The 20,773-nt window shown below is 36.8% G+C and carries 13 protein-coding genes; 12 read left to right on the top strand and 1 reads right to left on the bottom strand.

Annotated elements, in window-relative coordinates:
* The first annotated feature begins 63 nt into the window (after window positions 1–63).
* From VJJ03_RS03600 to VJJ03_RS03575, 6 genes are read left to right on the top strand one after another with little or no spacing between them, the layout of a single operon-like run.
* Window positions 64–1,782, top strand: coding sequence for a DKNYY domain-containing protein (locus VJJ03_RS03600; protein ID WP_323973904.1), 1,719 nt, complete (start codon window positions 64–66; stop codon window positions 1,780–1,782).
* A gap of 36 nt (window positions 1,783–1,818) precedes the next feature.
* Complete coding sequence (locus tag VJJ03_RS03595; RefSeq protein ID WP_323973902.1) at window positions 1,819–3,528, top strand: DKNYY domain-containing protein; 1,710 nt, start codon at window positions 1,819–1,821, stop codon at window positions 3,526–3,528.
* A gap of 29 nt (window positions 3,529–3,557) precedes the next feature.
* Window positions 3,558–5,246: a DKNYY domain-containing protein gene (locus VJJ03_RS03590; protein WP_323973900.1), complete on the top strand. Its 1,689-nt coding sequence runs from the start codon at window positions 3,558–3,560 to the stop codon at window positions 5,244–5,246.
* A 22-nt stretch (window positions 5,247–5,268) separates the two neighbouring features.
* Entirely contained in the window at window positions 5,269–6,882 is a 1,614-nt protein-coding gene (locus tag VJJ03_RS03585) for a DKNYY domain-containing protein (RefSeq protein ID WP_323973898.1), read from the top strand.
* A 37-nt stretch (window positions 6,883–6,919) separates the two neighbouring features.
* The gene (locus VJJ03_RS03580) at window positions 6,920–8,587 is read left to right on the top strand and encodes a DKNYY domain-containing protein (RefSeq protein WP_323973896.1); all 1,668 of its coding nucleotides are present in this window, start codon (window positions 6,920–6,922) and stop codon (window positions 8,585–8,587) included.
* Between the two features lie 29 nt (window positions 8,588–8,616).
* Window positions 8,617–9,531, top strand: a complete 915-nt coding sequence (locus VJJ03_RS03575) for a hypothetical protein (protein WP_009746256.1) — start codon at window positions 8,617–8,619, stop codon at window positions 9,529–9,531.
* Between the two features lie 279 nt (window positions 9,532–9,810).
* On the opposite strand, the gene VJJ03_RS03570 is transcribed toward VJJ03_RS03575, so the two are convergent.
* A complete protein-coding gene (locus tag VJJ03_RS03570) occupies window positions 9,811–10,620 on the bottom strand; it encodes a hypothetical protein (RefSeq protein WP_009746254.1) in 810 nt (269 codons plus the stop codon).
* 212 nt (window positions 10,621–10,832) lie between these two features.
* Here VJJ03_RS03570 and pheT point away from each other — a divergent pair, with 212 nt between their 5' ends.
* The 6 genes from pheT (at window position 10,833) to ric (ending at window position 20,703) form a co-directional block, all read left to right on the top strand.
* Window positions 10,833–13,259, top strand: a complete 2,427-nt coding sequence (gene pheT, locus VJJ03_RS03565) for a phenylalanine--tRNA ligase subunit beta (protein ID WP_323973894.1) — start codon at window positions 10,833–10,835, stop codon at window positions 13,257–13,259.
* Between the two features lie 16 nt (window positions 13,260–13,275).
* The gene (gene recR / locus VJJ03_RS03560) at window positions 13,276–13,884 is read left to right on the top strand and encodes a recombination mediator RecR (protein WP_323973892.1); all 609 of its coding nucleotides are present in this window, start codon (window positions 13,276–13,278) and stop codon (window positions 13,882–13,884) included.
* 81 nt (window positions 13,885–13,965) lie between these two features.
* The gene (locus tag VJJ03_RS03555; RefSeq protein WP_323973890.1) at window positions 13,966–15,816 is read left to right on the top strand and encodes a 2-oxo acid dehydrogenase subunit E2; all 1,851 of its coding nucleotides are present in this window, start codon (window positions 13,966–13,968) and stop codon (window positions 15,814–15,816) included.
* 18 nt (window positions 15,817–15,834) lie between these two features.
* The gene (locus VJJ03_RS03550; protein WP_323973888.1) at window positions 15,835–16,713 is read left to right on the top strand and encodes a lysophospholipid acyltransferase family protein; all 879 of its coding nucleotides are present in this window, start codon (window positions 15,835–15,837) and stop codon (window positions 16,711–16,713) included.
* A gap of 147 nt (window positions 16,714–16,860) precedes the next feature.
* The gene (locus tag VJJ03_RS03545; RefSeq protein ID WP_323973886.1) at window positions 16,861–19,659 is read left to right on the top strand and encodes a 2-oxoglutarate dehydrogenase E1 component; all 2,799 of its coding nucleotides are present in this window, start codon (window positions 16,861–16,863) and stop codon (window positions 19,657–19,659) included.
* 315 nt (window positions 19,660–19,974) lie between these two features.
* The gene (gene ric / locus VJJ03_RS03540; RefSeq protein WP_323973884.1) at window positions 19,975–20,703 is read left to right on the top strand and encodes an iron-sulfur cluster repair di-iron protein; all 729 of its coding nucleotides are present in this window, start codon (window positions 19,975–19,977) and stop codon (window positions 20,701–20,703) included.
* The last annotated feature ends 70 nt before the right edge of the window (window positions 20,704–20,773 follow it).

Here is a 20,773-nt window from a genome sequence, read left to right as displayed (position 1 = left end):
AATGACAAGTGACTACTTACTTGTCATTATCTAAAACCCTATAACTCAAAACTCAAAACTATCATGAATCGTCTATTACTTTGTACTTTGTTACTCGTTGCTTGCAAGCAAAAGCCAGTAGAGCAACTCCCTACTACAGCCGAAAAGGAGGCTGTGGTACAAGATACTATAGCTGTATCCGATATCCATCGCACGGATTCCCTATGGAGTTCCTTTTGGGAATATAAGCGCCCCTATGTGGAGGGCTATATCATCAATAGGGATTATGTCATCTACCAAGAAAAAGATACCCGCAAGATCATAAAACCTGATATGGCGAGCTTTGCAATCCTCAATGTATCGGGATCGGCAGCTGACATAATCCTGATTTTTGCCAAAGACAAAAATGGGATCTATTACCAAGGAGATTTTATAAAGATTGATACCACAGGCTTTAGAGTAGTGGGCGTTATAAGCCATCATGACAAGCCGTCTGACTATTGGGAAGAACCTATTTGGCGAACTCATAAGAAGGCTTTTAGGGGAACAAAACCGATTGCTATCTCCGATCCTGCGACCTTTGAGTCGGTTTCCACTTGTTATTTCAAGGACAAAAACTATCTATACTATTATGACCGAAAGGTAGAGGGGGCTGATGTGGCTACCCTTCAGAAGGAACGGGCAGAGGGGAAATTTGTCTCCGACAAGGACAATACCTATTACCAAGGGAAGCCCTTTATCTACAAAGGAGAGCGGGTACAGCAGGTATCGAATAATATATACAAAACCACTACCCATGTATTGCGCTATAATGGAGGAGATGATGATAAGGAAAAGGAGAAGGCGAAGGATTATTTTGTGGAACTCCCTGATTATTTTGATATTCCTACCTTAAAAGGACTGAATGATCTCTATTTGATAGATAAAAACCACCTCTATTATGATGAAAATACCTATCCGTTAAGGGACAAAGACCTTAGAGTGCCTATTCCCAAGGAGAATTTGAGTAAAATAAAGTTGTTTAAAGTTTTTGTAACTGATGGGGACAAGCTCTACAGAGGGAAAGAGCCACTCTATGACTATGATGTGGCTACTTTTGGGATTGTCCCAGGGCATTATTACTATCAGTATGATAAGAATGGGGTGTATAATTGGCGTAAAAAGCTGCCTTTCCACTATACAAACCGCCCTGAGTATGGGAAAAACTTTTTCTATATGGATAATCAGCTCCTATTTATCTATGAGGATCAGGCTTATTATAAGACTTATGACGATAGCCTCTATGTACCACACCTCAACCCCCAGCAGTTGGCGCTGCTAAAAGAAGGAAATACACCTCTAAGAGAATTATTCCCTTCTCAAGACGATAAGCAAAAGAATAAAGAAATAGACACCACAGGCTTTGAGGAGCTTTCCTATTTCTTTTGGAGACACCAGGGACAGATTTATCATTTGATTTATAAGGAGTGGTATGATAGTGACCAACATGATTGGAAGAGCGAACGTAGATATGTAGTAGTAAAGGGCTATGACAATGCCTCGCTAAAGGTAGTTCCCAATGGTTTCTTAGCCGATAAAGATTATTGGTATGATGGTACTACAAGGCTGTTCCCAAGCAAGGACGTGGAGCTTTTGGCTATCTATGAGGGCTATGAGAAAGGCTGGGGTATGGATCCCGCCCCTAGTCCTAATTTCTATCTCTTTAAGAATGCCCAGGGGTATTGGTTGGCCGAATTAAGCGGAGAGGGGGCAATGTGTCCATTGACCAATGAGCAAGCCAGTAAATTATTAAACCAACAATAGTAACTCAAAACTCAAAACTCAAAACTCAAAACTCTTATGAATCGTCTATTACTTTGTACTTTGTTACTCGTTGCTTGCAAGCAAAAGCCTATGGAGCAACTCCCTACTACAGCCGGAAAGGAGGCTGTGGTACAAGATACCATACTTGTATCCGATATCCATCGCACGGATTCCCTATGGAGTTCCTTTTGGGAATATAAGCGCCCCTATGTGGAGGGCTATATCATCAATCAGGATTATGTCATCTACCAAGGAAAAAATACCCGCAAGATCATAAAACCTGATATGGCGAGTTTCGCGCGCCTTGATATATCGGGATTAGCCAAAGACAAAAATGGGATCTATTACCAAGGGGATTTAATAAAGATTGATATCACAGGCTTTAGAGTAGTGGGCGTTATAAGCCATTATGACAAGCAGTCTGACTATTATTGGGAAGAACCTATTTGGCGAACTTATAAGCAGGCTTTTAGAGGAACAAAGCCGATTGCTATCTCCGATCCTGCCACCTTCGAGTCGGTTACCACTTGTTATTTCAAGGACAAAAACTATCTATACTATTATGACCAAAAGGTAGAGGGAGCTGATGTGGCTACCCTTCAGAAGGAATTGGCAGATGAGGAATTTGTCTCCGACAAGGACAATACCTATTACCGAGGGAAGCCCTTTATCTACAAAGGAGAGCGGGTACAGCAGGTATCGAATAATATATACAAAACCGCTACCCATGTATTGCGTTATAATGCAGAATACGATAAAGAGAGGGCGGAGGATTACTTTGTAGAACTCCCTGATTATTTTGATATTCCTACCTTACGAAGGCTGAATGATTCCTATTTGATAGATAGAAATCACCTCTATTATGATGAAAGTAGCTATCCGTTAGAGGACAAAGACCTTAGGGTGCCTATAGCTAAGGAAGATTTGAGCAAAATAAAAAAGTTGTTTGAGGTTTTTGTAACCGATGGAAACAAGATCTACAGAGGGAAAGAGCCACTCTCTGGCTATGATGTGGCTACTTTTGAGATTGTTCCAGGGCATTATTACTATCAGTATGACAAGAATGGGGTGTATCATTGGTTTAAAAAGCTGCCTTTCCACTATACAAACCGCCCTGAGTATGGGAAAAACCTTTTCTATATGGATTATCAGAGCCTATTTATCTATGAGGATCAGGCTTATTATGAGACTTATGACGATAGCCTCTATGTACCTCACCTCAGCCCCCAGCAGTTGGCGCTGCTAAAAGAAGGAAACACACCCCTAAGGGAATTATTCTCTTCTCAAGACGATAAGCAAAAGAATAAAGAAATAGATACCACTGGTTTTGAGCAGCTTTCCTATTCTTCTTCGAGGCATAATCCTTTTTGGAGGCATAACGGACAGATTTATCATTTGATCGAGGGGTGGTATGATAATGACCAACATAAATGGAGGAGGAGCGAACGCCGATATGTAGTAGTAAAAGGCTATGACAATGCCTCTCTAAAGGCAGTTTCCAGAGGTTTCTTAGCCGATAAAAATTATTGGTATGATGGTACTACAAGATTGTTCCAAAACAAGGACGTAGAACTTCTGGCTATCATTGTGGGCCGTCGAGGAGGTTGTCGTGTGGATTCCGCTCCAGGTACTAATCTCTATCTCTTTAAGAATGCTGAGGGCTATTGGTTGGCCGAATTAGGTCGCGAAGGGGTAATGAGTCCACTAACCAATGAGCAAGTCAGTAAATTATTAAACCAACAATAGCAACTCAAAACTCGAAACTCGAAACTCTTATGAATCGTCTCTTACTTTTTACGTTATTACTCGTTGCTTGCAAGCAAAAGCCTGTGGAGCAACTCCCTACTACAGCCGAAAAGGAGGCTGTGGTACGAGATACTATAACTGTATCCGATATCCATCGCACGGATTCCCTATGGAGTTCCTTTAAGAAATATAAGCGTCCCTATGTGGAGGGCTATATCATCAATCAGGATTATGTCATCTACCAAGGAAAAAATACCCGCAAGATCATAAAACCTGATATGGCGAGTTTCGCGCGCCTTGATATATCGGGATTAGCCAAAGACAAAAATGGGATCTATTACCAAGGGGATTTAATAAAGATTGATATCACAGGCTTTAGAGTAGTGGGCGTTATAAGCCATTATGACAAGCAGTCTGACTATTATTGGGAAGAACCTATTTGGCGAACTTATAAGCAGGCTTTTAGGGGAACAAAGCCGATTGCTATCTCCGATCCTGCCACCTTCGAGTCGGTTACCACTTGTTATTTCAAGGACAAAAACTATCTATACTATTATGACCAAAAGGTAGAAGGGGCTGATGTGGCTACCCTTCAGAAGGAATTGGCAGATGAGGAATTTGTCTCCGACAAGGACAATACCTATTACCGAGGGAAGCCCTTTATCTACAAAGGAGAGCGGGTACAGCAGGTATCGAATAATATATACAAAACCGCTACCCATGTATTGCGTTATAATGCAGAATACGATAAAGAGAGGGCGGAGGATTACTTTATAGAGCTCCCTGATTATTTTGATATTCCTACCTTACGAAGGCTGAATGATTTCTATTTGATAGATAAAAACCATCTCTATTATGATGAAAATAGCTATCCATTAGAAAATAAAGACCTTAGAGTACCCATACCCAAGGAGAATTTGAGTAAAATAAAGCTGTTTGAGGTTTTGGTGACCGATGGAAACAAGGTGTACAGAGGAAAAAAGCCACTCTCTGGCTATGATGCAGTGACTTTTGGGATTGTTCCAGGGCATTATTACTATCAGTATGACAAGAATGGGGTGTATAATTGGCGTAAAAAGCTGCCTTTCCACTATACAAACCGCCCTGAGTATGGGAAAAACTTTTTCTATATGGATAATCAGGACCTATTTGTCTATGAGGATCAGGCTTATTATAAGGCTTATGACGATAGCCTTTATGTATCTCACCTCACCCCCCAGCAGTTATCGCTGCTCAAAGAAGGAAATACTCCCCTAAGGGAATTATTCCCTTCCCAAGACGATAAACAAAAGAATAAAGAAATAGACACCACAGGCTTTGAGCAGCTTTCCTATCCCTTTTGGAGACACCAAGGGCAAGTTTATCATCTGCTCTATAAGGAGTGGTATGATAATAACCAACATGATTGGAGGAGCGAACATAGATATGTAGTAGTAAAGGGTTATGACAACGCCTCGCTAAAGGTAGTTCCCAATGGTTTCTTAGCCGATAAAGATTATTGGTATGATGGTACTACAAGGTTGTTCCCAAGCAAGGACGTGGAGCTTTTGGCTATCTATGAGGGCTATGAGAAAGGCTGGGGTATGGATCCCGCCCCTACTCCTAATTTCTACCTCTTTAAGAATGCCCAGGGGTATTGGTTGGCCGAATTAAGCGGAGAGGGGGCAATGTGTCCATTGACCAATGAGCAAGTCAGTAAATTATTAAACCAACAATAGCAACTCAAAACTCAAAACTATTATGAAGATATTTTATATTTTCCTCTTCTGTATAGGAATATACTCAGCAGTAGCTCAAGAAGATACTGATACAGTTTATATAAAACCTGCTCAGACTAAAGAAGGGCTCAAAGCAGAGGTACAGCTTATCTATAACCAAGGGTATCTTATCAATGATAATTATGTAATTTATCAAGAAGAACAGTCAAGAGAAATAATCCATCCAGATATGGAGACTTTCCAATTGGATGATTGGAATAATTATCTTATAGGGGATAAAAATATTGTTGCCAAGGACAAAAATGGTGTCTATTTTGAAGGAAAGTTTTTCCCTTCTGATTCTGGGTGTTATTTGATTGCTGTCATGGATAAGCCTATTGCTCAGGGGGAGTACTTCCCCTCAGGCAAAGATTGTATTTGGAGAACCAATTATAAAGTATATTTCAATACAGAAGAAATCCCAGAGGCAGACCCTCAGACTTTCAAAAGTCTGAGATATTTTAATGATTTATATCATAGGGATAAGAATTATCTATACTATCGTGGCAAAAGAGTAGAAGGAGCCGATGTTCAAAGTATTCGCCCCTCGTATTCTCTTTCAGAGGTTGTCGCTGATAAGAATAATACTTATTACAAAGGGGAAGTCTTCACCTACAAAGGAGAAAGCCTAACACAGCTGACAAGTAATATCTTTAAAACACCTCACTATGCGCTTATATTCAAAAATAATAAGAATACTTATGAAGATGAATTCGTAGAGCTTCCTGCTTTTGTGGATGTACATTCTCTTAAGGGATTATCCGAAACTTATGCGATGGATAAGAAAAATGTCTATTATGCCCAAACTTATGGGACAGATACCTTACTTGTTCCTCTCAAAAACAAAAGAAGAATTCGAGCTTTTAATGAATATATTACTGATGGAGTGGATATTTTCAGAAAGCGAAATGAAAAAGTAAATCTTGATGCCAAGACATTTGGAATATTAGACAAATATTATCTATATGATAAAAATGGTGTTTATAGAGATCATGATGTGTCAAATAAAATTCCTTTTGATTATAAAGCGCCTGTTAAGTTGGGAAAGAATCTATCTTATCTCAATGGAAATATTTTTTATAACAATCAAGTGTATGATAATTGGGAGGACAAAGTGTATACCCTTACTCAAGAGCAGATAGAAGAAGTCAAAAGAAGAAATATTTATCCACATCAGTTATGGGAGAAAACCTCAAAAAAATCCTGCCCCCAAAATGCAGACGAAGCTACTTTCAAGTGGCTATATACAGGACAATATAATTCATTAGGTAAAGATAAAAATAGAGTGTATTTTTCTGTCCAACAAAAAATATCTTTTATAGAGGGATATGATATAGCTTCTTTGAAGGCTGCTTTTGATAGATTTTTCCTAAAGGATAAGGATTATGTATATTATCTTTCCATACGGCTTATAAAGAGTGATAAAGCAGAACTTTTGGCTTCTTACCAAGGACATCGTCATCATTGTAGTCGCCCTTCTATGCCTATTTCTGATTTCTATCTCTTCAAAAACTCCGAAGGCTATTGGCTGGTTAAGATAGGGGGCGGTGTCTTTGTAGAGTTCTTAGGAACTGAACATAATCTGCTTATTAGATAGTGAACAAATTAACAGCAACTCAAAACTCAAAACTATTATGAGATTTTTTATATTACTTTTATGGCTTTTTTGTGTAAGCCCCTATCTTTTTGCCCAAAAAGAAATCCTACAAGTTACCGATGCCACTAAGGTGAGTAGCTTAGACGTATCGCAAAACTGGAATAGTGGTTGCCGATATGTAGAGGGGTATATCCTAAACCAAAATAGGCTGATATACCAAACCTGTGATACGCGCCATGAATTCTCGGCAGATATGCCTTCTTTTCAGCTTAAGAGAGATGGATTTGCGATGGACAAAAATGGTATTTATTACCAAGGTGTTTTCTTTCCTATTGATACTACAGGATTTAAGGTAGTAGGGGAGAAGGAACGCCCCAGAGGGGAAGGAGGCGTCTATAAGGGGGTGGAATATCTATGGCGTACCAATCAAAAGGCTTTTTTAGGGACTCAAGAAATAGAGGTAGCTGACCCAGCCTCCTTTGAGGCGGTAGAGTATTTTAGTGGCTGTTATTTTAAGGATAAGGATTACCTCTATTATTACGAAAATAAAATAGTAGGTTCTCATAGCCCTTCTGTGAGAACAAATAAATATTTTGAACTAATCTCTGATAAAAATAATACTTATTATAAGGGAGAGCCTGTCTTATACAAAGGGGAAAGAATAGAAAATATAAACAATATACTTTTTAAAACCTCAAAATATGTGCTATATAGGCCTGATTTTGGTTTAGGAAGTCTTAAATGGATAGAAATGGAGGAAGTTGATGCCAAGACACTTAGACCACTTTCAAGGCACTATGCTATGGACAAAGATCACATATTCTATGGAAAAGCTAAGACTCCTATAGAAAAGAAAAACTTTGCTAATATACGTGTTTTTGACCAAGTAAATAGTGAGTATATCTCCGATGGGAAAACTGTCTATTCAGAGGCTGATTACAAAACAAATTACGATGCTCCTACCTTTGGAATGCTTCCTAAATCAGATTTTAAGTATGATAAAAAAGGTATTTATTACAATGGTAAAGAAAAAATGCCTTTCCACTATACCGTTCCTCCTGTGCTTGGGAAGAATACTTTCTATAATTTTGACAAGGGAGCTTATGTAATCTATCTCAATCAGGCTTTTTATCCTTTCGGAGAAGGTAAAAAAGACTATTTTCCTAATCTGACCCCAAAACAAGTAAAAGATCTCAAAGAGGGAAAATTATTTTTGGTGAATAATGCTATGGATAAAAAGGCTGAAATACAAGATGCTTTTGCATATAATTTGTACAAAGCTAATAATAAGATATACGTTGCACAAACGCCTCAAAGGGCAGATGCCAATACATTTGTAGGTTTGGGCAGTGGTTTCTATAAGGATAAGGACAAAGTGTATTATTACGACAGATGGGGAGAAAAAGAAAAGCTACGGGTTGTTCAGGGGTATGATACACCTACCTTAACCCCAGCGGGCAATGGTTTCTTAGCCGATAAAGATTATTGGTATTATGGTACCACAAGGTTATTCCAAAACAAAGATGTAGAACTCTTAGCTATCTATACAGGTTACCGAAAGGGCTGTGGTATGGATACTGCTCCTGGTACTAATTACTATCTCTTTAAGAATGCCCAGGGGTATTGGCTTGCCGAGTTAGGTGGAACAGGGGTAATGTGTCCATTAACTGATGAGCAAGCCAGTAAATTATTAAACCAACAATAGCAACTCAAAACTCAAAACTCAAAACTCTTATGAAGATAGTTTCAATAATTTTCCTATTGCTTTGCTTCTCTTTACAAGCACAGCAGAAACATTGGCAATTGGATAGTATCCAGCAGATCCAGTTCCATTCGGATAAGACAGAGTATATATATAAGACCCTCCATCAGTCCTATGATCCCAAGACAAGGACGGTTACCATGATAGATGAGATAAAAGGAAAATGGAACGATAAGTATAAGTATGTATGTGAGTATAGCCCGCAAGATAGCCTACTGAGTAAGTTAGTCTATAAGTACGACCGAGCTACTGAAAGCTGGCGGGAGCGGGAAATGATCCATTATGTATATATGGGAGCGGAAATCCAAGAGAGAATATATGATAAAAATGAAAAAGGAGACTGGCAATCCTTTAGGACCTTCTATTTTGAGAATATAGACGGGAAGTTATATCTCAAAAAAGATGAGAGTCGAGATAATACTGAAAAAGGTTGGGGAGGCATTACCTATGACCCTCCCAAGGAATGGTATCATTTCTCTATACAAGAGACAACCTACAAGAAAGGTGTACCCCCCCAAGTGAGGTATAACAGTAAAGGGGAGGCTATAGAAAAACTGTATATAAGGGAGAATGGCTATAGAGATAAGCAAAAACTCTCCTATGATGATTTAGGAAATATCCATGAATTGGAACTGTACGAACCGAGAGATTCCAATATAGGACTTAAAAAAGAAGAAAAAAGGGTATATACCTATGCCCCCGATATTCCTTATGAGGAAGTCTTAGACAAATGGAAAAAAAATAATGAAAACCGACAGCCTAAGAATGCCATTCTTTCTAAAAAAGTGTACAGACATAAGGCCTTAGGAGGCTACGAATTTATCTACGAAGATCGTTATTTCTACTCGCCTATTAAGAATGAGCAAATCAACAAATTAACTAATTAAATTGATATGAAAATATGTTCAATAATTTTCCTATTGCTTTGCTTCTCTTTACAGGCACAGCAGAAGCATTGGTAGTTAGGGTAGTATTCAGCAGCTACAAAAGCTCTTAAGCAAACAAGTCTATGTATATAAGACTCTCCATCAGTCCTATAATCCTGAGAAAAGGATGGTTACTAAGATAGATGAGATAAAAGGAAAATGGAAGCAAAACCCAGGTTGATAATCTATAGAATACAAAAAAGAAACTGTCCGAAAAGGGTAGCCTCTCCCTCTCTTTTATTACTTATAATATTCAAATTGTTGTTCAATGATTGAAAAGAGTTCCCCATTGTGAAATTCGGTTTTCTTCGTCCAGTTCTTCATCTTGTCATATTCGTAAAGATAGGTCTTCTTTTCTGAGATGGTTCCATCACCTTCATAGGTAATAGTCTCTATCTCATTACCCTGAATATCATACTTAGAAGTTACTTTCTTTAAGAGCTTATCAGAGGAATCATAGAGGAACTTTTCCAAAGGATTTCCTGTAGCATCATTCTTATAAAGAGTTTTACTGGTAAGTACATTCTTTTTATACTTATCCTCTTGAATAAGAAATCCCTTCTTATCATAGGTAAAAGTAGTTTTCTCATCACATTTTCCTCTTACACATTTAGATTTCTCTATAAGTAAACTTTTATCATTATATTTTGAGAAAGTACTCATAGAAAGATTCCCTTCAGCGGTGAGCAGGTCGTTCCTAATTCGATTGCCTTTGTTATCATATTCGTAAAGATTGGTAGAAAAGGTTTTGTTATCTTCATCTTTTGAAACTGATTCTACTAAATACCCTTGATCATTATAGGTGTCATGATAGGACATGATTACTCCGTTATTATTGATTTGAATTTTAGTAGTTCTCCCTACAGGACTGAATTCTATTAGGAGTTCTGAGTTGCCTTTGAAAGGCTTCCCATCTTCATCTATTCGATAATCTAATATACGATATATCTTTACCTTTCCTTTAAGTTTGACAGCATCCCAACCATTTTTTTTGTTTTGACTAAAGGCTATGGTACTTGCTAAAAGCAAGATTAATCCTAATTTTTTCATTTTTTTATAAATTACTTTTTTTGAAAGGCAAAGATACAATATTTTTATTCTTACAAAATTGCTGAAAATGTTTTGTTTAATTCTTTTAATTATAATTATATTAGAAAGAATACTTAATTATCAAATAAAGATATTATGTATTCAATTAAAAAAAATTTTCTCATTACAATAAAATATAGTAATTTTGCGACTCCAAAACATAGCATCATTTTATGAAAATCTCATATAATTGGATTAAGGACTTTCTTAAGATTGACTTACCTAAAGAAAAAGTAGGTGAGATTCTTACAGACTTAGGTTTGGAAGTGGAAGGTATAACTACTTATGAAAGTATAAAAGGAGGACTTGCAGGAGTAGTGGTAGGTGAAGTATTGGAATGTGTTAAGCATCCTAATGCAGATAAGTTGAGCCTTACTAAGGTAGACTTAGGAGAGGGAGGGGTAGTCCCTATAGTATGTGGTGCTCCTAATGTAGCCCAAGGACAAAAGGTGGCTGTTGCTACCATAGGTACAACACTCTATGATAAGGAAGGAGTTCCTTTTAAGATAAAAAAGGGAAAGATAAGAGGAGAGGAGAGCTTTGGAATGATATGTGCAGAAGATGAACTTGGCTTAGGAGATAACCATGAAGGCATTATAGTTTTGGAGAATACCTTACCTAATGGGAAGCCTTGTGGTGAGGTGTTCAATGTGGTCTCTGATGTGATCTTTGAAATAGGGCTTACTCCTAATCGTGCTGACGCTATGAGCCATCTGGGAGTGGCTCGTGATCTTAGAGCAGGACTCTTACAACAAGGAATTAATAAAGAAATTATTACCCCTTCAGTAACTGATTTTTTTGTTAATAACCGATTACTTAAAATAGATGTTTTAGTAGATAACAAAGAATTAGCTCCGCGTTATTGTGGAGTGAGTATCTCTAACATTAAGGTAGCTCCTTCACCTGCTTGGTTACAGAACAGATTGAGAGCCATAGGAATCATTCCTAAGAATAATGTGGTAGATGCAACCAATTATGTACTTCATGATTTGGGACAACCTTTACATGTCTTTGATGCCTTACATATCTCAGGTAAGAAGATAATTGTACGTAACGCCACAGAGGGAGAGAGAATTCAAACTTTGGATGGAGTAGATCGCAGTCTTTCCGCTGAGGATTTGGTTATCTGTGATATGGACAAGCCTTTATGCCTTGCAGGGGTACTCGGAGGTAATAATTCAGGAGTAAGCCAAGATACTACTCATATTTTCTTGGAGAGTGCTTACTTTAACCCTATAGCTATTCGTAAAACAGCGAAACGATATGGAATTAGTACAGACGCTTCTTTTCGGTTTGAAAGAGGCATCAATGTGGATACTTGCAAATATGCACTTTTACGTGCTGCTATTCTTATTAAAAAATTGGCAGGAGGAGAAATTTCCTCTGATGTGATTGATTTCTATCCTAAGAAGATAGAGGATTTCAAAGTGTTCTTGACTTATGAAAAAATAGATAATCTTATAGGGCAGGTAATTCCTCGTGATGAAATTAAAAGCATTCTTCACTCTTTGGATATTCAAATTAATAGTATTACTGAAATAGGAATGGGACTCACTGTACCCTCATATCGAGTAGATGTACAGCGTGATGTAGATGTGATAGAGGAGATACTGCGTGTATATGGCTATAACAAAATAGAGTATTCTTCCAAAGTAAGTGCTACTATGGCTCATTCTAGTAAGTATGAGGATACTAATATACAGAATATCATAGGTGCACAGCTTGCAGGACAGGGCTTTTTTGAAATAATGAATAATAGCCTTACTACAGCAAAATATAATGAACTTTCTACAGATATTGATCCCAATCAAGCAGTCGCTATACTCAATCCATTAAGTCAAGATTTGGCAGTAATGCGGCAGAATATGCTATTCTCAGGATTGGAAACTATTGCTTATAATAATAATCGTAAGCGTAGTGATTTGGCTCTCTTTGAGTTTGGTAAAACTTATCATAGGATAGGAGATAATTTTGAGGAGCCTAAGCATCTTACACTTTTTCTTACAGGAAATGTATATCCTGAAATGTGGAATGCTCCTACCCAGAGAACGAATTTCTATTATCTGAAGGCATATATAATGAGGATCCTTGAGCGCTTAGGTATTAAGGAGGTTGTTGAAAGTCCTACTGATGAATCTGTTTTTCAAGAAGGTATTCAGCTTAGTTTGGGAAAGATACATTTAGCATCCCTTGGAGAGGTGAAAAGGAGTATTTTAAATTATTTTGATATTAAGCAGGAGGTTTTCTTTGCAGATATTAGTTGGGATAAAGTATTGGAGAATCTTTCGAAGAAAGTATTTTACACAGAGATTCCTAAATACCCTGAAGTGCGCCGAGATTTGGCACTACTTTTGGATGAAAATGTTCTTTTTGAACAACTCTATCAGATAGCTTTTAAAACGGAAAAGGAACTTCTTAAGAAGGTTTCTTTATTTGATGTTTATCAAGGAGATAAACTTCCTAAAGGAAAGAAGAGTTATGCGCTTAGCTTTGTCCTTCAAGATAAGAATAAAACTCTAACAGATAAACAGATTGATAAGGTCATGAATGTTTTGCTTGATACATTTAGTAAGGAGGTAGGAGCGGAATTACGGTCTTAATTAACCATAAGAAATTATGAACTTTTCTTCCAAATTATTGGAAAATGCAGTATATGAAATATCTCAATTACCAGGAATAGGTAAGCGTACAGCCCTTCGGTTGGCATTACATTTGCTCAAACAACCTAATGGACAAGTAGAACAATTGGCAAATTCTTTAGTGAGATTTCGTAATGAAATTACTTATTGTAAAAATTGTCATAATATATCGGATACTGAAATTTGTGAAATTTGTGCCAGTTTCAATCGTGATCCTTCTGTAATTTGTGTAGTGGAGGATGTACGTGATGTAATGGCAATAGAGAACACAGGACAATATAATGGTTTGTACCATGTACTTGGTGGTAGGATATCACCGATAGATGGAATAGGACCTAATGAGCTACATATTGCTTCTTTAGTAAAAAAGGCTAAGGAAGGAACAGTGAAGGAAATTATTTTTGCATTGAGTAATACAATGGAAGGAGATACGACCAACTTTTATATATTCAAACAATTGGAAGGTCTTGATATTACTACTTCCACCATAGCAAGAGGAATTTCTGTAGGAGATGAATTGGAATATACCGATGAGGTAACTTTGGGTAGAAGTATTCTTCATCGCATACCCTTTGAGGTACAGTAATTTGTAATAAAATTAAAGGTAGATAATAAATTTCACCTTTTAAGAGTAACATGATTCTGAACAGTTTAAAAAGAATTAAAAATGGCAAGATATGAGCTAAAATTACCTCAAATGGGGGAAAGTGTGGAAGAAGCAACAGTTTCTTCTTGGCTTAAAAAGGTAGGAGATACAGTACAGGTTGATGATATTTTGGTGGAAGTAGCCACCGATAAGGTAGATTCTGAGATTCCTAGTGAAGTATCAGGGATAATTATGGATATTTTAACTCCTGAAAAAACAGTAGTTAAAGTGGGACAGCTTATGGCTATTATAGAAACCGAAGTGCAACAGCCTACTATAGCACCTATTTCTATGCCAGAGTCGCTACAACCTTCTGTGACAGAAGTTTCTGTAATTTCTACTCAAGAAGAAAAATCTCCTTTGGAGACTAAGGAGGAAGAACTCAGTGATGAACAAAAGCAGATAATACAACAGGTACCTTACTTGCCAACTTCTGTACCTACAATTGCCTCTAAGGAGGAAAGTGGAATGAATACTTTTTATTCTCCATTAGTAAGAACTATAGCAAAAGAGGAGAATATTTCTCAGGATGAATTAGCTTCTATAAAAGGAACAGGAGCCGAAGGACGTGTTACCAAATATGATATTTTACGTTATATTGAGGCAAGAAAGGGAATTGTACAACCAAGGGAAGAAAAAGAACCTATACCAGTGCAGCAATCTGTTGAGGAGACTCCTGTCTCTACTCAGGAGAATTTGTCTAGGGAAAGTTCTATTCCTACTGATGATAAAATAGAGGTGCATGATCCTCAAGTAAATGTCAAAGAGCAGTCAATTCCTTCTCAAAAGGAACCAATGATATCTTCTCTGGCACATCCTATATCAGAATCTCAAGTGCAAATGAATGAAGCCCAAACTCAAGTGCAAGAAGGACTTCCTAATCAGAATAGTACAGAGAAAGAGGTTTTAGCTACATCTACTCTTGAACAAGAAAAGGTGCCTATTCCTGAAATACCCGTACAAGAAGAAGTAAAGTATCCAGATATAGCGGATTTCATGAAAACATTTACTGCAACACACACTAAAGATGAATCTCCTCAGAAGTCTACAAAAGAAGAAGTAAAGAAAGTGTCCACTACAGAGGTGCCTAATAATACTTTACAAATACCAGAGAACAAGCCAGAAGAAAAACCTACTACCTATACACCTTCTCCAGTAGATGAGAATGTAGAGGTGATAGAGATGACTCGTATGGGTAAACTGATTGCTAACTATATGAGTGAAAGCAAGAAGATAGCGGCTCATGCAACTAGCTTTATTGAGGTGGATGTTACTCGTATTTGGAATTGGCGTAACAAATACAAGAAACAGTTTGAGGTTCGTGAAGGAGAAAAACTTACATTTACCCCTATTTTTATTGAAGCAGTGGCTAAAGCGTTACGTGATTTTCCTTTAATGAATATTTCTACAGATGGAGAGCGTATTTTCAAGAAAAAGAATATCAATATAGGAATGGCGACTGCGCTTCCTAATGGGGATTTAATAGTACCAGTGATAAAGAATGCGGATCAATTAAGTTTAGTAGGTCTAGCTAAGAATGTGAATGATTTGGCTAAGCGTGCTCGTGAGAATAAGCTTAAGCCTGAAGAGGTAAAGGGAGGTACTTATACAGTAACTAATATTGGAGCCTTTGGTAATCTCTTTGGCACCCCTATACTAAACCAACCGGAATCAGGTATTTTAGCTATTGGTGCTATACAAAAAGTTCCTGCAGTGGTGGAAACTCCTGAAGGAGATGTTATAGCTATACGTTATAAGCTTATGCTTTCTCATAGTTTTGATCATAGAGTGATTAACGGAGCATTGGGAGGTATGTTTGTACAACGAGTTGCTCAATATCTTGAAAATTGGGATAATAATAGAGAGGTATAATCCGGCTATAATATTTCAATGCAATTGCTCGTTTTTATCCTTATTTATCCTTTTCTTTGGGTGATCTCACGATTACCTAATAGGCTTTTGTATGGACTTTCTGATGGTCTCTACTTTATTATTTATAGAGTGATTGGTTATAGAAGAAAGATAGTAAGGAATAATTTGTTACTTTCTTTTCCTGAGAAAACATTTGCTGAAATAAAGAAAATAGAAAAAGAGTTTTATCATCATTTTTGTGATATTTTTTTGGAAATGCTCAAAACTATGGCTTTTTCCCAAAAAGAAATGCAGCAAAGAATGGTATTTCCTAATAAGGAGCTTTTAAATATTTTTTTTCAAAAAAGGCAAAGTTTTATTATTATGTGTGGGCATTATAATAGCTATGAATGGTTACTTTCTTTGGCTTCTCAGATTCCTCATACTTCCTATGCCTTATATACACCTATTACAAACAGATACTTTGACCAGTTTATACGTAATCTCAGGGAAAAGTTCCATAGTTATCTTATTTCTCGCTATAGGGCGATAGAAGAGATACGTAAGCAACAGCACAGAGGTGAATTATGTGCTTACGGACTTGCTAGTGATCAATCCCCTTCTGATTCTCCTAAGGGATATTGGCGTAGTTTTATGGGGATAACAGTACCTGTATTCACGGGTGCGGAGCGTATTGCTAAACAGTTTAATCTTCCAGTGGTTTTCTGTGATATCCAAAAGGTAAAGAGAGGTTATTATGAAGCTACTTTTACCATAATTTCCCAAGAACCATCCCTAACAGCAAAATACGAAATAACAGATACTTTTACCAATATGTTAGAAGCACAGATAAGAAAAGCTCCTCAATATTATTTATGGACACATAATCGCTTCAAACATGTAAAAATTCATGATTAAATTCTAAAATAGCAACTATTATTAGATAAAAATATTATTTATAAACTATGAGTAAAAAATATAGAAAAGCATGCTATTTTTATGATTATTTTTTGTATATTTGCCCTTAATATAATTGTAAGAAATTTTTAAAAATATATTCCCCCTATGGATAAATATTCTTTTCTTAATGCAGCAAACACACAGTTTTTTGCAGATCTATATGACCAATATTTGGAGAATCCAGATTCGGTAGAGGCTAGTTGGAGAGCTTTTTTTCAAGGATTTGATTTTGCTCGTGAGAGTTATGGAGAGAATTTCTTTGAAATAGAATCTTCAGAACAGACAAGCAGGACAATCCCTGTAGAAACTCCTCAGGAAGTTGCCATACCTCTTTCTGGTAAGGTTGAAAAGGAATTGAGAGTACTGAATCTTATCAAGGCTTATCAACAATATGGACACTTATTTGCTCAGATTGATCCTCTGAAAGAACGTAAAACAACCGTTGTCTCCCTTGATTTAGAGAGTTTTGGACTTTCCAAAGCTGATCTGAATACAGTGTTTGATGCAGCAAAAGAGTTGCAATTAGAACCTTCTACTTTAAGTGTAATTCTGAAAAAACTACAGGATACCTTTACACAAACTATTGGAATAGAATTTGAACATTTAGATTCTCCTGAAGAAAGGAAGTGGTTTCAAAGTAAATTGTACTCTAAGTCTTTTACAGCAGATTTCTCTAAAGAAGAAAAAGTTCGTATTCTGAAAAAAATAGCAGAATCCACGACCTTAGAGAACTTCTTCCATAATAAATATGTAGGACAGAAACGTTTTTCATTGGAGGGAAATGAGGCAGTGATACCTGCTTTGGATGCTCTTATAGAAACGGCTACTGACCAGAAAGAAGTTAAAGAAGTAGTGATAGGAATGGCTCACCGTGGTCGACTCAATGTTCTTATTAATATTTTAGGAAAAAATCTTCAAGATGTATTTTCCGAATTTGATGGGAAGGATTATGAAAATCCTGAATTTGATGGAGATGTAAAGTATCACTTAGGACTTACGACTCTTCATACAACGGAAAAAGGAGGTGAAGTAATATTGAACTTAGCACCGAATCCTTCACACTTAGAAACAGTTAGTGCAGTATTACAGGGAATTACACGGGCTAAGCAAGATAACCATTATAAAGAAAACCCTTCTAAGGTATTGCCAATAGTAGTGCATGGGGATGCAGCCGTATCAGGGCAAGGAATTGTATATGAAGTAATGCAGATGGAACGCTTGCGTGGGTATAAAACTCATGGAACTATTCATATAGTGATTAATAATCAAATAGGATTCACGACCAATCCTTCAGATTCCCGTTCTACTACCTATTGTACAGATATTGCTAAGGGATTCCAAATACCAATTTTACATGTAAATGCAGATGACACAGAAGCTGTTGTTCGTGTTATGCTTCTTGCCTTGGATTATCGTATGACTTTTGGCCAAGATATATTCCTTGATGTAATTGGTTATAGAAAATATGGACATAATGAGGGAGATGAGCCAAGATTTACGCAGCCAGCTTTATATAAACTTATAGGAAATCACAGCAATCCAACGGTTATCTATACCGAAAAGCTAGTGAATCAGGGGATAATCTCAGCTAAGGAGATAGAGGCGTATGAAGAGAATTACCGTAATCATTTGGATACAGAATTAGAGGCTTCTCGCTTAAAGGATCTTACCATTATAAACCCTATTATGCAAAATGAATGGAAAGGCTTTGATCATATTGCCTCTCAGCAGGATATGCTCCTAAGGGTAGATACTTCTTTTGAAAGAGAGAAACTTGATGCACTGGCTTCTCTTATAACCACTTTGCCTGAGGACAAAAAATTTATTAATAAGATAACTAAAATTATTAGAGAACGACACAATCTTTACTTTGAACAACAGAAAGTAGACTGGGGAATGGCTGAACATTTAGCATTTGCGACACTCTTGGCTGAAGGTCATGATGTACGTCTCTCTGGGGAAGATGTGGGTAGAGGTACATTCTCTCATCGTCATGCAGTAGTTAAGGTAGAGGATACAGAAGAAGAGATTATTCCTCTTACTCGTATCAAAAATGAAGGAGGAGGAGGAACATTCTATGTGTATAACTCCTTATTATCTGAATATGGAGTATTGGGTTTTGAATATGGTTATGCACTTTCTTCTCCACAAACACTTACTATCTGGGAGGCTCAGTTCGGTGATTTTGCCAATGGAGCTCAGATCATGATAGATCAGTATATATCTTGTGGAGAGGACAAATGGAAGAATCAAAGTGGATTGGTGATGTTACTTCCTCATGGTTATGAAGGACAAGGGGCGGAACACTCTTCTGCTCGTTTGGAACGTTATTTACAATTGTGTGCTTCTCAGAATATGTTTGTTACCAATTGTACTACTCCAGCTAACCTCTATCATTTGCTCCGCCGACAACTTAAAGCTCCTTTCAGAAAACCTCTTATTGCACTTTCTCCAAAGAGTCTCCTAAGACATCCCTTAGTAATTTCTTCCGTTGAGGAGCTTACAAATGGGCATTTCCAAGAAGTGTTAGATGATACTCAAGTGAATCCTGAAGAGGTAACTACACTTGTGTTCTGTTCAGGACGATTCTATTATGATTTGCTAGCAGAACGTGAAAAATTAGATAGAAGAGATGTTGCCTTAGTACGTATAGAGCAGTTATTCCCATTGCCTACTGAACAATTGAAAGAAACGATTGCTCGTTATCCTAATATAACTGACTATGTATGGGCACAGGAAGAACCTAAGAATATGGGAGCTTACGGATATATGCTTATGAACTTTGATATGGTAAAATGGAGAGTAGCAGCAATGGATGCTTATGCCGCTCCAGCACCGGGTAGTCCTATGCGACACAAAGCGCGTCATCAAGAAGCTATTGATAAAGTTTTCTTAGCTATATAAGATAATAGATTATTTCTGAGAAAAAGGGAGAGACTTTCAGTACTTTCCCTTTTAATTTTTTATATGATCCTTATAAAAATAGATTCTAATATAAGGAAAATCTATATCTGTTTGCTTTCTCTGATTCTTGATTCATTTTATTTTTTTAATGTTATTATTTGTTAATGTAGAATTATCTATAATATGTAAATTATTTATAATAAGCATGTAGTGTGTTTTTAAATATTTTCAAATAGTTAAAAAAGGATTTTTATGTATTTTTATAGAGATAGAGTAAAAATTAATTTGTACCTTTGCCAAAAATTTTAAAATAATATGGATTTTAAGAATAAAACAATTGGAGAGATAGTAGCAGATGATTTTCGTACTGCAGCAATCTTTAAAAAATATGGAATAGACTTTTGTTGTCGTGGAGGAAGAACGATAGAAGAAGCTTGTGAAAAAAAGAAGGAATCAGAGAAAGAACTTATAGAAGAGCTTGCCGCTTTACCTTCAGGGAAAGAAGAGATGGTGGATGTAAGTGGGTGGCCACTGGATTTGTTAGCCAACTATATTGTAAAAATACATCATGAATATGTAAGAGAGAAAACACCTATCTTATTACAATTTCTTGATAAGATTTGTAAGGTGCACGGAGAAAGACATCCTGAATTGTTTGAAATTAAGGATCTTTTTACTGAAAGTGCTCATGATTTGGCGGAACATTTTCAAAAAGAAGAACGAGTACTTTTCCCTTTTATAGAAAAATTGGTGAAAGCATCTCAAACAGGAGAACCATTGGAAGCTACTCATTTTGGAACTATAGAGAACCCTATTGAGATGATGAAGCATGACCATACTGTAGAAGGAGATCGTTTTGCTAAGATAGCGGAACTTACTCAAGGATATAATCCTCCTGCGGATGCTTGTAATACCTATCAAGTTACTTTCTCTATGTTGGAAGAGTTTGAGAATGATTTGCACCGACATATTCATTTAGAGAATAATGTTTTGTTTCCTAAAGCCATTGAATTAGAGAAGAAATTACGAGAGAGAAACGCTTAATAACTCATAGCAATTTGATTTAAGGAGAAAACTACTTAGAAATTTTCTAAGTAGTTTTTTTGTATAAAAG

The sequence above is a fragment of the Capnocytophaga sp. G2 genome, from assembly GCF_035282625.1.
GTDB lineage: Bacteria > Bacteroidota > Bacteroidia > Flavobacteriales > Flavobacteriaceae > Capnocytophaga.
This window is presented reverse-complemented; position numbering and strand designations above follow the sequence as displayed.

Bases quoted from the DNA above. Each gene is read 5' to 3' on its own strand.
- VJJ03_RS03600 (WP_323973904.1), top strand. From the start codon at position 64: ATGAATCGTCTATTACTTTGTACTTTGTTACTCGTTGCTTGCAAGCAA.
- VJJ03_RS03595 (WP_323973902.1), top strand. From the start codon at position 1,819: ATGAATCGTCTATTACTTTGTACTTTGTTACTCGTTGCTTGCAAGCAA.
- VJJ03_RS03590 (WP_323973900.1), top strand. From the start codon at position 3,558: ATGAATCGTCTCTTACTTTTTACGTTATTACTCGTTGCTTGCAAGCAA.
- VJJ03_RS03585 (WP_323973898.1), top strand. From the start codon at position 5,269: ATGAAGATATTTTATATTTTCCTCTTCTGTATAGGAATATACTCAGCA.
- VJJ03_RS03580 (WP_323973896.1), top strand. From the start codon at position 6,920: ATGAGATTTTTTATATTACTTTTATGGCTTTTTTGTGTAAGCCCCTAT.
- VJJ03_RS03575 (WP_009746256.1), top strand. From the start codon at position 8,617: ATGAAGATAGTTTCAATAATTTTCCTATTGCTTTGCTTCTCTTTACAA.
- VJJ03_RS03570 (WP_009746254.1), bottom strand. From the start codon at position 10,620: ATGAAAAAATTAGGATTAATCTTGCTTTTAGCAAGTACCATAGCCTTT.
- pheT (WP_323973894.1), top strand. From the start codon at position 10,833: ATGAAAATCTCATATAATTGGATTAAGGACTTTCTTAAGATTGACTTA.
- recR (WP_323973892.1), top strand. From the start codon at position 13,276: ATGAACTTTTCTTCCAAATTATTGGAAAATGCAGTATATGAAATATCT.
- VJJ03_RS03555 (WP_323973890.1), top strand. From the start codon at position 13,966: ATGGCAAGATATGAGCTAAAATTACCTCAAATGGGGGAAAGTGTGGAA.
- VJJ03_RS03550 (WP_323973888.1), top strand. From the start codon at position 15,835: ATGCAATTGCTCGTTTTTATCCTTATTTATCCTTTTCTTTGGGTGATC.
- VJJ03_RS03545 (WP_323973886.1), top strand. From the start codon at position 16,861: ATGGATAAATATTCTTTTCTTAATGCAGCAAACACACAGTTTTTTGCA.
- ric (WP_323973884.1), top strand. From the start codon at position 19,975: ATGGATTTTAAGAATAAAACAATTGGAGAGATAGTAGCAGATGATTTT.